General features: G+C 70.2%; 11 protein-coding genes and 1 tRNA gene. 9 read left to right on the plus strand and 3 right to left on the minus strand.

Annotated features, from left to right (window positions below; translation table 11 throughout):
• Positions 1 to 167 precede the first annotated feature (167 nt).
• Entirely contained in the window at positions 168 to 1,187 is a 1,020-nt protein-coding gene (locus ACWCQM_RS31550) for a LacI family DNA-binding transcriptional regulator (protein WP_450918488.1), read from the minus strand.
• Between the two features lie 231 nt (positions 1,188 to 1,418).
• Between ACWCQM_RS31550 and ACWCQM_RS31555 the strand changes: the two genes are divergently transcribed.
• The 9 genes from ACWCQM_RS31555 to ACWCQM_RS31595 all read left to right on the plus strand — a co-directional run bounded on the left by ACWCQM_RS31555 (position 1,419) and on the right by ACWCQM_RS31595 (position 11,460).
• The gene (locus ACWCQM_RS31555; protein ID WP_450918489.1) at positions 1,419 to 3,152 is read left to right on the plus strand and encodes an ABC transporter substrate-binding protein; all 1,734 of its coding nucleotides are present in this window, start codon (positions 1,419 to 1,421) and stop codon (positions 3,150 to 3,152) included.
• Positions 3,153 to 3,239: 87 nt separating this feature from the next.
• On the plus strand, positions 3,240 to 4,235 hold the full coding sequence (locus ACWCQM_RS31560; RefSeq protein WP_073753098.1) for an ABC transporter permease: 996 nt from the start codon (positions 3,240 to 3,242) through the stop codon (positions 4,233 to 4,235).
• Positions 4,232 to 5,137 (plus strand): ABC transporter permease, encoded by a 906-nt coding sequence (locus tag ACWCQM_RS31565; RefSeq protein WP_450918490.1) that lies wholly within the window; start codon positions 4,232 to 4,234, stop codon positions 5,135 to 5,137. The genes ACWCQM_RS31560 and ACWCQM_RS31565 overlap by 4 nt, the downstream gene beginning before the upstream one ends.
• Positions 5,138 to 5,141: 4 nt before the next feature.
• A complete protein-coding gene (locus ACWCQM_RS31570; protein ID WP_073753094.1) occupies positions 5,142 to 6,086 on the plus strand; it encodes an ABC transporter ATP-binding protein in 945 nt (314 codons plus the stop codon).
• Positions 6,086 to 6,979 carry an ATP-binding cassette domain-containing protein gene (locus ACWCQM_RS31575; protein WP_450918491.1) on the plus strand — a complete coding sequence of 298 codons (894 nt, stop codon included), beginning with the start codon at positions 6,086 to 6,088 and terminating at the stop codon, positions 6,977 to 6,979. The genes ACWCQM_RS31570 and ACWCQM_RS31575 overlap by 1 nt, the downstream gene beginning before the upstream one ends.
• A complete protein-coding gene (locus ACWCQM_RS31580) occupies positions 6,976 to 9,381 on the plus strand; it encodes a glycosyl hydrolase 2 galactose-binding domain-containing protein (RefSeq protein ID WP_450918492.1) in 2,406 nt (801 codons plus the stop codon). The genes ACWCQM_RS31575 and ACWCQM_RS31580 overlap by 4 nt, the downstream gene beginning before the upstream one ends.
• Before the next feature lie 249 nt (positions 9,382 to 9,630).
• Positions 9,631 to 9,714: transfer RNA gene (locus ACWCQM_RS31585), tRNA-Leu, on the plus strand.
• 357 nt (positions 9,715 to 10,071) lie between these two features.
• The gene (locus ACWCQM_RS31590) at positions 10,072 to 10,959 is read left to right on the plus strand and encodes a Bax inhibitor-1/YccA family protein (RefSeq protein WP_450918493.1); all 888 of its coding nucleotides are present in this window, start codon (positions 10,072 to 10,074) and stop codon (positions 10,957 to 10,959) included.
• A gap of 171 nt (positions 10,960 to 11,130) precedes the next feature.
• The gene (locus ACWCQM_RS31595) at positions 11,131 to 11,460 is read left to right on the plus strand and encodes a hypothetical protein (protein WP_073753091.1); all 330 of its coding nucleotides are present in this window, start codon (positions 11,131 to 11,133) and stop codon (positions 11,458 to 11,460) included.
• Here ACWCQM_RS31595 and ACWCQM_RS31600 read toward each other — a convergent pair.
• The gene (locus tag ACWCQM_RS31600; protein ID WP_450918494.1) at positions 11,457 to 12,296 is read right to left on the minus strand and encodes a hypothetical protein; all 840 of its coding nucleotides are present in this window, start codon (positions 12,294 to 12,296) and stop codon (positions 11,457 to 11,459) included. The two genes, ACWCQM_RS31595 and ACWCQM_RS31600, sit on opposite strands and share 4 nt — an antisense overlap.
• Before the next feature lie 297 nt (positions 12,297 to 12,593).
• On the minus strand, positions 12,594 to 13,814 hold the full coding sequence (locus ACWCQM_RS31605) for an acetyl-CoA C-acetyltransferase (RefSeq protein ID WP_450918495.1): 1,221 nt from the start codon (positions 13,812 to 13,814) through the stop codon (positions 12,594 to 12,596).
• Between the last annotated feature and the right edge of the window lie 298 nt (positions 13,815 to 14,112).

Genomic DNA, 14,112 nt, shown 5'->3' on the forward strand with positions numbered 1-14,112 from the left:
ACTGGTTCGCGGGGACCCCACCATCGTCACCGCCGTATCGCGCCGGGTCGTCAGTCCCCGTGCCCGTTCCTGGGGCCCTCTTGAGTCGCACCCGCAGGGCGGCGGCGTAGTCCTGAGGTAGGAGAACGACCCCGAGATCCGCCGCCCCGGGCCCGCGGCCCCGGACCTCAGCGCGGGGGCGCGGTGGACCCCCGGGGCACCAGCCGGGCCGCCGCGTCCTCGAAGCCGGGGGCGGTGCCGTCGGCCACCATCGCCAGGAGGGTACGGGCCGCGTGGGTGCCGTACGCGGGGATGTCCCTGCTCAGGGCGGTGAGCGGGGGGCGTACGACGCGGGAGAGCTGGGAGTCGTCCCAGGCGACGAGCGAGAGGTCGCCCGGCACGTCGAGTCCCATCTCCTGGGCGACGGAGAGGCCGGCGACGGCCATGATGTCGTTGTCGTAGAGGACGGCGGTGGGGCGCGCGGCCGAGCTGATCAGCCGCCGTGTGGCGTGCGCGCCCTCCTCGCCGGAGTAGTCGGTGTGCACCACCACCGGCTCGTCGAGGCCGAGTTCGGCGCTGAGCTCGCGCTGGGCGCGGTCGCGCAGCTGGGTGTGCGTCAGCTCGGGCAGTCCGGCGACCCGGGCGATCGAGCGATGGCCGAGCGCGGCCAGATAGGTCAGGGTGTCCCGCAGCACCGCCCGCTCGTCCGACCAGACGGGCGTGAGCGGTCCCGCCGCGGACGGGTCGCCGATCACGACGGCGGGCATGCCCAGCTCGGCGATGCCCTCGATGCGCGGATCGGGGGAGCGCACATCGGCGACGAAGACCCCGTCCACCCGGCCCTCGCCCCACCAGCGGCGGTACATCTCCAGCTCCTGCGCGGGGTCGGTGACGACCTGGAGGAGCAGGGCGCAGCCGCGCGCCGACAGCTCGGTCTCGATGCCGCTGATCAGCTCCATGAAGAACGGCTCGACCCCGAGCATCCTGGCGGGCCGCGACAGCGCGAGCCCCACGGTGTCGGCCCGCGCACGGGTGAGGGCCCGGGCCGCGCTGTTGGGGCGCCAGCCGATCTCCTGCGCGATGGCCTTGATGGAGGCGCGGGTCGCGGGGGAGACCCCGGGGCGGTCGTTGAGGGCGTACGACACCGCCACCTTCGACACCCCGGCGCGGCGCGCGATGTCGGCGATCGTGGGGCGGTGCTTGGACATGCGACCTCGCTTAACCGGTTCGTGTTCAAGGCGCATCCTAGACCGTCCGGCCGCAAGGCCCTGACCACTGTCTTCCCCGGCGCGGTCCAGACCTCTCCCAACACCCCTGAAAAAACTCGGATGGGAGCGCTCCCGCTCTATTGACACCGCTTCTGGGCCCCCATACCTTCACGGCACTTACCCGGTTCAGTAACTCCGCTCGGCAGGGACGGCGGGGGAAAAGGAGGGGCTATGGGTACGCGTACCCGGCTGCGGGTCACCACCGCACTCGCCGTGTTCACACTCGCCGCGACCGCGTGCACGGGAGGCGGCTCCGGGACGGGCGGCTCCAGCGGCCCGGTCGGCAAGGGCGGCTCGCTGCCCCGCAACGAGACGCTCTACACCACCGGCACCCAGTGGGGGCCTCCGGCCAACTACAACCCGCTGCGCAACTGGGACCACGCGACCGGCACCAAGGGCCTGGTCTACGAGACGCTGTTCCACTTCGACCCCAACGAGGGCAAGCTGACGCCCTGGCTCGCGGAGTCGGGCAGCTGGACCGACGACAAGACGTACGAGGTGAAGCTGCGCTCCGGCATCACCTGGGCCGACGGCAAGCCGCTGACCGCGAAGGACGTGGCGTACTCCTACGGCCTGGGCAAGATCGAGGCCGCCTCCTTCCACTCGCTGTGGAGCTGGCTGTCCGACGCGAAGGCGGTGGACGACAGCACGGTCCGCTTCACCTTCAAGGAGGCCCGCTACCAGGAGTGGGACTACACCCTCTACGGCCAGCCGGTCGTCCCCGAGCACATCTGGAGCACCCGCTCCGACGAGGACGTCCTCAACGGCGTCAACGACAAGCCGGTCGGCACCGGGGCGTACAAGCTCAAGAGCAAGTCCCAGGACCGGGTCGTCTGGGAGCGGCGCGACGACTGGTGGGGCACCAAGGCGCTCAGCATGACGCCCGCCCCCCGCTACATCGTCGACGTCTCCAACCCGAGCAACGAAGTGGTCATCGGTCAGCTGGGTCAGGGCCAGCTGGACCTCAGCAACAACTTCCTGCCCGGAGCCTCCTCGCTGGTCAAGAGCAAGAAGGTCGTCTCGTACTACGACGAGGCTCCCTACATGCTCTCGGCCAACACCGCCTGGCTGGTGCCCAACACCACCAAGAAGCCGATGGACGACGCTGCCTTCCGCAGGGCGCTGGCCGCCTCCGTCGACACCGGGAAGATCGTGAAGGGTGTGTACGGCGACCTCGTCAAGCCGGCCTCCCCGACCGGACTGCTGCCGCAGTGGGAGCAGTACGAGGACAAGGCCCTCATCGCGGAGAAGGGCTTCACGCACGACACCGCCGCGGCGAAGAAGGAGCTCGCGGACGCCGGTTACAAGGACAAGGACGACGACGGCTTCGTCGAGAACAAGGACGGCTCCGCCCTCAGCCTGAAGCTGGCCGTGCCCTCCGGCTGGACGGACTGGATGGAGGCCGCCAAGGTCATCGCCGCCGGGGCCAAGGAAGCGGGCATCAAGCTCAGCACCGAGTTCCCCGACCAGAACGCCCTGAACGAGCAGCGCGGCAAGGGTGAGTTCGATCTCGTCATCAACAACGAGCGCCAGCTGTCGAACACGCCCTGGACGTACTACGACTACATGTTCCAGATGCCCGTCCAGAAGCAGCAGAACACGGTCAACTTCGGCCGGTACGAGAACGAAGAGGCCTGGAAGCTGGTGCAGGAGCTCGGCGGGGTGAAGACCGACGACGCAGCGGGCATGAAGGCCGCCGTGTCGAAGATCCAGGACATCCAGCTCACCGAGATGCCCATCATCCCGCTCTGGTACAACGGCCTCTGGTCGCAGTCCACCACCGGTACCTGGACGAACTGGCCGTCGGACGCCGACGGTGCTCCCAAGACGGCACCCGCCCTGTGGCGCAACTGGCTGGAGATGGGCGGCTTCGAGACGCTCACCCAGCTGAAGCCCGCCAAGTAGCGCGGAAGCCGCCGTCCATGACCGCCCCGCCGTGCGCCCACACCTGACCGTGTGCGCACGGCGGGGCTCTCCACCAGGGGAGCACCCTTGCGCCGCTATTTCGCCCGCAAACTTCTCATCTACGCGCTGACCTTCGTCGTCGCCGTCACCGTCAACTGGATGATCCCGCGCTTCATGCCCGGCGACCCGGTCTCCGCCATGGTCGCCCGCGCCCGGGTCTCGCAGCCCGAGGCCGCCGAGGCGATGCGCACCTACTACAACAACCTGTTCGGCTTCGACGAACCGCTGTGGCAGCAGTACCTCCACTTCTGGGGGGCGCTCCTCCAGGGCGACTTCGGCATCTCGATCTTCGTCTTCCCCACACCCGTCGGCGACGTCCTGCTCGACGCGCTCCCGTACACGCTCGGCCTGATGATCCCGGCCGTCCTGCTCAGCTGGTTCGTGGGCAACTGGATCGGTGCGCTGTCCGCCCGCCGCAAGGTCCTGGACAACACCGTGCTGCCGGCCGGATATCTGCTCACCGCCATGCCGTACATGTGGATCGCCGTCATCCTCGCCTGGGCGCTGGGCGCCAAGGCCGGATGGTTCCCCATATCAGGGGGCTACAGCCTGGACATCCAGCCCGGCTGGAGCGCCGACTTCGCGGTGGACGCGCTGCACCACTGGGTGCTGCCGTTCCTCTCCCTCTTCCTGGTCGCGCTCGGCGGCTGGGCCATCGGCATGCGCAACATGATCATCTACGAGCTCGAGTCGGACTACTCCGCCTATCTGTCGGCCCTCGGCGCACCCCAGCGGCTGATCCGCCGCTACGCCTTCCGCAACGCCGTACTGCCCCAGGTCACCGGGCTGGCGCTCCAGCTCGGGGTGCTCGTCGCCGGAGCGCTCGTCACCGAGATCGTCTTCGCCTACCCGGGGCTCGGCTCACTGATCCTGGCCGCGATCCAGAACCAGGACTTCTTCCTGCTCCAGGGCGCGTTCCTCTTCATCGTCATCGGCGTACTGATCGCCAACTTCCTCATCGACATCGTGTACGTCATCGTCGACCCCCGCACCCGTACGGGCATGGCAGGAGGCACGTCATGAGCACACTGCCCGACCCGGCACCCGAGGCCCCGTCCGCCGACGCGCCCGTCGCCAAGCCCGGCCGCGAGTCGCTGCACTACGCGGTGCGCAACCCCAAGCTGATCATCGGCGTGACCCTCGTCGCGATCCTGCTCGCCGTCGGTGTCATCGGCCCGATGCTGCTCGACAGCGGCAACCCCAACGAGTACGTGGGTCCGCAGGCCGCCGCGCCCGACGGCACGTACTGGATGGGCACCACCACCTTCGGCCAGGACGTGTACGCCCAGTTCGTGCACGGGCTGCGCGCCACCTTCCTGGTGGGCGTCGTCGGCGGGGCCATCGCCGCCGTGATCGCCATGGTGGTCGGCTTCCTCGCCGGCTACCGGGGCGGAGTCACCGACGAGATCCTCAACATGCTCACCAACGTCGTCCTCGTGATCCCCGCCCTCGCCGTCCTGCTGATCATCAACGCCTACATGGGCGTGCGCAGCGTGGCCGTGCAGGGCCTGTTCATCGGACTGACCTCGTGGCCCTGGGCGGCGCGCGCCATCCGCGCGCAGACGTTCTCGCTGCGCACCCGGGAGTTCGTGGACCTGGCCCGGCTCAGCGGGAGCGGCACCTGGCGGATCGTCTTCCGCGAGATCGCGCCCAACATGAGCTCGTACCTCTTCATGATGTTCATCCTCCTCTTCGGCGGGTCCATCCTCATCGCCTCCTCGCTGGACTTCATCGGGCTCGGCCCGACCGAGGGCGTCTCGCTCGGCCTGATGCTCCAGAGCGCCCAGCAGTGGAGCGCGCTCCAACTCGGCATGTGGTGGTGGTTCATTCCGCCGGGCGCCGGGATCACCGCGATCGTCGGCGCGCTCTACGTCGCCAACGTGGGCCTCGACGAGGTCTTCAACCCGAAGCTGAGGGAGTCCTGAGCACATGACCCTGACCGTCAACGATCTGCGGGTCCACTACCGCACGCTGCGTGGCGAGGTCCGGGCCCTGGACGGCGTCGGCTTCGACCTGGCGGACGGCGAGATCCTGGGCCTGGCCGGCGAGTCCGGCTGCGGCAAGACCACCCTGGGCAAGTCCCTCATCCGTCTCGACGGCCGGATGCGGCACGTGGGCGGCACCGTGACCCTGGACGGCGACGAGCTGCCGCTCTCCGACGACCGGGCCATGAACGCCTACCGCTTCCACAAGATCTCGCTCGTCCCGCAGTACTCGATGAGCGCGCTCAACCCGACGCGGCGCATCGGCCGCATGATCCGCGAGCTCCTCGCCTCGCGCGGTGTCACCGTGGACACGGACGAACTGCACCGCAGGCTCGCGCTGGTCGGCCTCGAACCCGAGGTCCTGGAGCGCTATCCCATCGAGCTGTCCGGGGGCATGAAGCAGCGCGCCGTCATGGTGATCTCCACGCTGCTCGACCCGTCCGTCCTCATCGCCGACGAGGTCACGTCTGCGCTGGACGTCTCCAACCAGCAGGCCGTCGTGGGCGCACTCACCGGGCTCCGCGACAAGGGCCTGGTCACCAGCATGATCTTCGTGACCCACGACCTCGGACTGACCTCGCACATCGCCGACTCGATCATGGTGATGTACGCGGGCAAGCTCGCCGAGAAGGCGCCCACGAAGACCCTGACGACCGCGCCCCGCCACCCCTACACCAAGATGCTGATCGGCTCGCTGCCCCAGGTCGGCGCCCGCTTCAAGGACAAGCCGCTCAGCGGCATCGAGGGCTCCCCGCCCTCCCTGCTGAACCCTCCCGCCGGCTGCCGCTTCCGCGCCCGCTGCCCGCTCGCCGACAGCGGGTGCGCCGAGGAGCCCCCGGTCGTCGAGGTGGCCCCCCGTCACACCGTCGCATGCTGGAAGGCGGCCTGATGCTGACCCTCGACCGTGTCACCAAGACCTTCCGGGCCGGCGCCTTCGGCGGCGGCTCCACCACCGCCGTGGACCGGGTGTCCTTCTCCGCCGCACCGGGCGAGCTGGTCTCCCTCATCGGTGAGAGCGGCAGCGGCAAGTCCACCATCGGCCGCATGGTGCTCGGCCTCACCCAGGTCAGCTCCGGCAGCCTCACCCTGGACGGCGAACAGGTCCGGCCGGGCAAGGACTTCTACCGCCGCGTCCAGGGCGTCTTCCAGGACCCCTTCAGCTGCTACAACCCCGTCTTCAAGGCCGACCGCGTCTTCGCGCTGGTCCGCCGCGCCTACCACCCGGACGTCCCCGACAAGGAGTGGGCCGACCGCGTGGAGAAGGCCGTACGCGACGTACGCCTTGACCCGGGGCAGGTGCTCGGCCGCTATCCGCACCAGCTCAGCGGCGGCCAGCTCCAGCGCCTGCTGATCGCCAGGGCGCTCCTGCTCGACCTGCGCTTCCTGGTCGCCGACGAGATCACCAGCATGCTCGACGCCTCCACCCGCATCGATGTGCTCAACCTCCTCGCGGGGCTCAAGGAGCGCGGTCTCGGCGTTCTCTACATCACCCACGACCTCTCCCTCGGCACCTATCTCGCCGAGAGGACGGTGGTGCTCAGGAACGGCCGGGTCGTCGAACGCGGCGATACGCAGAAGGTCTTCGGCAACCCCCTCCACCCCTACACCCGCACGCTCCTGGCCGCGGTGCCCCGGCTGAACCAGCCCTGGACGTCCGCCGAACCCGTCGAGGCCTGCGCCTACCACGAGGGGGGCGCACAGGATTCCGATCTGCACGAGACCGAACCGGACCACTTCGTCGCCTGCGCCCAACTCCCCGACTGCGGAAGGACCTCCGCGTGACCTCTCGCCACCTGCCCCTGCACGAGGGCTGGACGCTCACCGCCGACAGCCCCGTGCCGGTGGGGCTCCCCACGGGCGGCGTCCCCGCGGTCGTCCCCGGCTGTGTGCACACCGATCTGCTGGCCGCCGGACTGATCGACGACCCCTATCTGGACGACAACGAGAAGCGGCTCGGCTGGATCGGCCGTACCGACTGGACGTACAGCACCGCCTTCGACTGGTCCGACGACGGGCACGAGTGGGCCGACCTCTGCTTCGACGGCCTCGACACCGTCGCCACGGTCCTGCTCAACGGCACCGAGGTGGGCAGCACCGCCAACCAGCACCGCTCCTACCGCTTCCCCGTCCGGGAGCTGCTGCGCGAGGGCTCCAACACCCTCGCCGTGCGCTTCGCCTCCCCGTACGCCTACGCGGAGGGCTTGCGCGACAAGCTCGGCGACCGGCCGGGCGCCTACACCGAGCCGTACGCCTTCATCCGCAAGATGGCCTGCAACTTCGGCTGGGACTGGGGCCCGACCCTGGTCACCTCGGGCATCTGGCGGCCCGTCGCCCTGGAGTCCTGGACCGGCCCGAGGATCGCCGAGGTGAAGGTCCTCGCCGACCTCGACGGGGACGGGGTGCCGCGGCTGGCGCTCACCCTCGGCGTCGACCGGGCCGGCGACGGCCCCCTGGAGGCGACGGTGGAGGTGGCCGGCGAACGGGCCGTGCTCACCGTCCCGGCCGGCGAGTCCCGCGCAGAGGTCACGCTCCCCGTCCCCGGCGCGGAGCGCTGGTGGCCGCACAGCCACGGCGAGCAGCCGCTGTACGACGTCACCGTGCGCCTCGGTGACGACGCCTGGAACGGCAGGACGGGCTTCCGGGGCGTCGCCCTGGAGCGCGAGGCGTTCCGCATCTCGGTGAACGACGAGCCCGTCTTCGTACGCGGGGTGAACTGGATCCCCGACGACTGCTTCCCCGCGAGGGTCACCCGGCAGCGGATCTCCGACCGCTTCGACCAGGCGATCGCGGCGGGCGTGAACCTGATCCGGGTCTGGGGCGGCGGCCTCTACGAGAGCGACGACTTCTACGAGCTGGCCGACGAGAAGGGGCTGCTGGTCTGGCAGGACTTCCCGTTCGCCTGCTCGGCCTACCCGGAGGAGCAGCCGCTGTACGACGAGGTGGCCGCGGAGGTCCGCGAGAACCTCGTCCGGCTCGCCCCGCACCCCTCGCTCGTGCTGTGGTGCGGCAACAACGAGAACCTGGAGGGCCACGCGGACTGGGGCTGGCAGGAGAAGCTGGAGGGCCGCACCTGGGGCCACGGCTACTACCACGAGCTGCTGCCCGCCCTGTGCGCCGAGACCGACCCGACCCGCCCCTACTGGCCGGGCTCGCCCTACTCCGGCTCCCCGGAGCTGCCCCCGCAGGACCCCGCCCGGGGCACGGTCCACCTCTGGGAGGTGTGGAACCGCGCCGACTACACCCACTACGCCGACACCGCCCACCGCTTCGTGGCCGAGTTCGGCTTCCAGGGCCCGCCCGCGTACGCCACGCTGCGCCGGGCCGTCAGCGGTCCGCTCGGCCTGGGCGCCCCGCTGATCGCCCACCACCAGAAGGCGGAGGACGGCGACGCCAAGCTGCTGCGCGGCCTCGGGGACCATCTGCCCCAGCCCGCCTCCTTCGACGACTGGCACTGGCTCACCCAGCTGAACCAGGCCCGCGCGGTGGCCTTCGGCATCCGCCACTTCCGCTCGCACACCCCGTACTGCATGGGCTCGATCGTGTGGCAGCTCAACGACTGCTGGCCGGTCGTGTCCTGGGCCGCGGTGGACGGCGACGGCCGCCGCAAGCCGCTCTGGTACGCCCTGCGCGCGGTGTACGCCGACCGTCTGATGGCCGTACGGGACGGAGCCCTGCACCTGGTCAACGACTCCCCCCGCCTCTGGGAGGGAGTGCTGCGGCTGACCCGGCGCTCGCTGGACGGCACGGTCCTGGCCGAGGAGGAGGTCACGGTGAGCACGGCGCCCCGTGATGTCTCCCGCGTCCCCCTGCCGGCCCCGGTCGCCGAGCCCGGCGACAGCACCCGCGAGGTGCTCGTGGCGGAGCTGGGCGAGCTGCGGGCGGTCGAGTTCTACGAGGAGGACACCCGCCTCGCGCTGCCACCCGCCCGGTACGAGGTCTCCGTGACCCAGGGTGACGAGTCGGGTATCGGTTACCGGGTGACCGTGACGGCACGGACCCTCCTGAGGGACCTCGCCCTCTTCCCCGACCGGCTCGACCCGGCGGCCGAGGTGGACGACATGCTCGTCACCCTGCTGCCCGGCGAGAGCGCCGTGTTCCATGTCACGGGCGCGGTGCTGAAGGACCCGGAGGCACTGGGGACGCGCCCGGTTCTGAGGTGCGTCAACGACACGGTCCACAGCTGAGGTGGCGGAACCCTGGCGAACGGTGGCGCGGCCCCTGGCGCATGGGCCGTGCGAGTGCGGCGAGTTTCCGTCATTCCCGTTTGCCGGGGTTCGTCCCGCTCGGAAGGTCCGGGCGTGTGCTGATGCGCTGCGAAGTGTCTGACGGCCACTCAAACGGTCAATAAAATAAGACAACATCGAGCGGGTGTTCCGCTGTTCGAGGGACGCCCCCGGATAGGGTCTTGTGCCAACGCGGAGTCGCGCGCCCACGCCCGGGTGGTGGAATGCAGACACGGCGAGCTTAAACCTCGCTGCCTCCTCGGGGGCGTGCCGGTTCGAGTCCGGCTCCGGGCACTCACCTCCGCACGCGGGTTGAGCTGCGCGAAAGGCCGGCTTCGCGGTCCGTGGTCCGGGCGCCGGGAGCACGGCGGGTGTACGCCTCCCCCGCCGCCGCGTGCGGCGACGTCGCAGAGCGTGAGCGGAAGGCACCCGAACGCAGTCACCGATCCGGTCGGAGCCACGGGCGGCCCCTGGAGCGCGGGCGCCGGCCCGTGCGGCGCCGTGGCCCGCTGGTGCGGGGCGGGCCGAGGGGGTCGCAAAGTATTTCAGCCGTCAACTTCCTCAAAGATCCTCCTCTGGCACTAGGGTCATTGTTTTGCCTACCCATTACTCTTGTGACAAGGCCACGCACGGTGGCCATGGAGGAGTGAAATGAGGAGCAGCAACCCGGTCTTCTCGCGACGGGGGTTCAGCCGCGACAACGGCTACGCGGGCTTCAACGCGGCGCCGCAGGCCGGGGCCCCGGCAGCGGGTGCCAACCCGTACGCCCAGGGCACCGCCGCCAACCCGTACGCCACGAACCCCTACGCCCAGCAGGACACCCAGTACGGCGCCCCTCAGGCGCCGGCGCGCTCCGGCGCGATGACGATCGACGACGTCGTCACGCGTACGGCGATGACGCTGGGCACCGTGGTGCTCACCGCCGCGCTGTCCTGGGCCCTGCTGCCGGTCGACGAGGCCAATCTCGGCAAGTCCTACGGCATCGCCATCGGCGCCGCCCTGGTGGCGTTCGTCTTCGCGATCATCCAGTCCTTCAAGCGCAAGGCCTCGCCCGCGCTGATCCTGGCCTACGCGGCCTTCGAGGGTGTCTTCCTCGGAGTGATCTCCAGCACGGTCAGCACCTACATCAGCCCCGGCACGGTGATGCAGGCGGTCATGGGCACCATGTGTGTCTTCGCCGGTGTCCTCATCGCGTACAAGATGCGGTGGATCCGCGTCACCCGCCGTTTCTACGGCTTCGTGATGGCCGCGGCCATGGGCTTCGTGCTCCTGATGATGGTCAACCTGCTGTTCAGCGTCTTCGGTGGCGGTGACGGCCTGGGCTTCCGCAGCGGCGGCCTCGGCATCCTCTTCGGAGTGATCGGCATCATCCTGGGCGCGTGCTTCCTCGCCCTGGACTTCAAGCAGGTCGAGGACGGCATCAACTACGGCGCCCCGCGCGAGGAGTCATGGCTGGCGGCCTTCGGCCTCACCCTGACGCTCGTGTGGATCTACCTGGAGATGCTGCGTCTGCTCTCCATCCTCAACGGGGACGACTGACCCCGTAGGCACGACGACGACGGAACGGCCCGCAGGTTCGCCTGCGGGCCGTTCCGTCGTCGCGGGCAGGGGGAGCATCGGCGCCTCCCACGCAGTACGTACGCGTTGCCGGTCCGTGCCCGGGCGTCGGCGCGTTGGTAACCATCGCGCGGGGGCGCGTAGGGTCACGGCGTGCTCGATACGACTCCTCTGATCACCGCCGTGGACCGATTCGCCGACCGGGTGCGCAGCGCCCCGCAGAGTCGGCTCCAGCGCGGCACGGCCGCGGAGGCCCTGGCCGCGGCCAGGGAGCTGTCCGCCCGGGCGCAGCGCGCCGAGTCGCCCGGCCGGGAGCCGCGCGTGATGCCGGACGCGGGGATGTTCGCGGTCGGTGACCAGCTCGCCGTCGCGGGCCGGGACCTGGCCGTGGCACTGGAAACGGCCTCGTCCCAGGAGCTGGACGAGGCCGTGCGGTGTGTCGAGGAGGCGGCGGCGCGTGCGTTCGCACCCGGGCCGCGCTAGAACGAGGCGATGACGCGGTCGGCGAGGATGTAGACGTTCTTCTCGCCGCACGAGAAGGTCAGCGCGTAGGCGCCGGAGACCCCGGAGCCGCCCAGCAGCACCGGCTGCTGCCCGGAGCGCAGCGACTGTGCGAGGCGCTCGGCGGTCTCCCGGTGGCCGGGGGTCATACAGAGCGTCGTGCCGTCGGCGAAGACGTACACGTCGAGCGTCCCGAGCGGGCCGGGCCGCACGTCCGTGAGCTCCGTAGCGGTGTCGGCGAGCCGCTCCAGACGGTTCACGGTACGCTCATGGTCGGTGACGACCGGTGTCTGTACGGGGACGAAGTCCGGGTGCGAGGGGTGGCGGCGACGGGCTGCGGCCAGCTCGGGGGAGTCCTCGGCGAACTCCGCGTATTCGGCGGCCTCGGGCAGGTCGGTGAGTTCGGCGAGCTCGACCAGCTCGTCGAGGGCGTCGCCCGCTTCGAGGTCCATCGCCTCCAGGCCCGCGAAGTCGCTCTGGCGGGGCATGAAGAACGGGGCGTCATCGCCGAGCCCGCCCAGCAGGGACGGGGCGTCGGCGGCGTCGCGGGCCTCCTGGGCGGCCCAGAAGGCACGGGCCTCGGCGAGCTCCCGCTCACGCTCCTCGGCGAGTGCTTCGGCGACCGCCGCGCGTATCTCCTCGACGGGCGTGCTGGAGCTGCGGTCCTGCTGTTCGGGGACGGTCGCGCGGAGGGTCCGGCCCTCCGCCAGCTCCGTGCGCAGGGCGCTGACCTGCTTGCGCAGCCCGTGAGCAGCGTGCAGAGCGGCGGCGCCGACGGCCGTGGCAGCGGCGGTGGTCAGCAACAGGGCAAACGGCATGGCGCTCACTGACATACTCCCGGTTTCAATCGACACCCCCGACTTCCTACATCAGCTTGTCCTGTACTGGTACGCCCTGTCAGTGCATTACGTCACGAATTGGACAGGTCTTTGGGCCCTGTGTTTAGCCCTGGGGCGGGTGTGACCTGCAGAAACGACTCTCCCCCGGGACGCAGATCACATCCTGGGGGAGATTCGGTCACGATCGCGGCTCGGCCGGGTTCAAGCGGTCCCCGGCGCGGGAGGGCGGCACCTGGCCGGAAACCGCCCTGCGGTCCGCGACGGCTGTGCGACGGCTCAGCTCAGGCGCTCGATCACCATGGCCATGCCCTGTCCGCCGCCCACGCACATGGTCTCCAGACCGAACTGCTTGTCGTGGAACTGCAGGCTGTTGATCAGCGTGCCGGTGATGCGCGCGCCGGTCATGCCGAACGGGTGGCCGACGGCGATCGCGCCGCCGTTGACGTTGACCTTGTCCAGCGGCAGGCCGAGGTCACGGTAGGACGGGATGACCTGGGCGGCGAACGCCTCGTTGATCTCGGCGAGGTCGATGTCGTCGATGGTCAGCCCGGCGCGCTTCAGCGCCTGCTTGCTGGCCTCGACCGGGCCGTAGCCCATGATCTCGGGGGAGAGGCCGGAGACGCCCGTGGAGACGATGCGGGCCAGCGGGGTCAGGCCCAGCTCGCGGGCCTTGGTGTCGGACATGATCACGAGGGCGGCGGCGCCGTCGTTGAGCGGGCAGCAGTTGGCCGCGGTGACGAGTCCGTCGGGGCGGAACACCGGCTTCAGGCCCTGCACGCCCTCCAGGGTGACGCCCGCGCGCGGGCCGTCGTCCTTCGAGACGACCGTGCCGTCCGGCGTCGTCACGGGGGTGATCTCGCGCTCCCAGAAGCCGTTCTTGATGGCTTCCTCGGCGAGGTTCTGCGACCGCACGCCGAACTCGTCCATGTCCTGCCGGGTGACGCCCTTGACCCGGGCCAGGTTCTCCGCGGTCTGGCCCATAGCGATGTACGCGTCGGGGACGAGGCCCTCCTCGCGCGGGTCGCTCCAGCTGGTGCCGGTCTGCTCGGCGCGGGCCGCGGTGCGGGCCTCGGCCTCGGCGAAGAACGGGTTGCGGGTGTCCGGCAGGCTGTCGGAGTTGCCCTTCGCGAAGCGGGACACCATCTCGACACCGGCGGAGATGAAGACGTCGCCCTCGCCCGCCTTGATGGCGTGCAGCGCCATGCGGCTGGTCTGCAGCGAGGAGGAGCAGTAGCGGGTGACCGTACAGCCGGGGAGGTGGTCCATCCCCATCTGTACGGCGATGATGCGGCCCAGGTTGTTGCCCTGCTCGCCGCCGGGGAGGCCGCAGCCGAGCATCAGGTCGTCGATGTCCCTCGGGTCCAGCTCGGGGACCTTCGCCAGCGCGGTCTGGATGATGGTCGCGGTCAGGTCGTCCGCGCGCAGGTCCTTGAGGGACCCCTTGAAGGCCCGGCCGATCGGCGAACGGGCAGCAGAGACGATCACGGCTTCGGGCATCACGCGGCTCCATGAGGGATGGAAGGCAGGAAGGCTGGGCTGCCTTGGAAGTTACCCGGACGTACAGCTGAGGTCACCCAACAGGCGATGTGATGCGGACCTCTTTTCTAAGCAACCGCTCAGTCGCCCGCAATGTTCCCGGCCGGCCGGGGGCAGAGGCGGGAGCAGAGGCGGGAGCGCGACCCGGCTCGGGACCGGTCGCCGCACGGGTCGCCTCCGCCCGCCCCGCACGGGGTCGCCGGTCCGGACCTTCGAAGGTGCGGGGACGACGGGGCCTCTCCCGCCCGACCGGTCGCCC

The sequence above is a fragment of the Streptomyces sp. NPDC002125 genome (assembly GCF_053593715.1).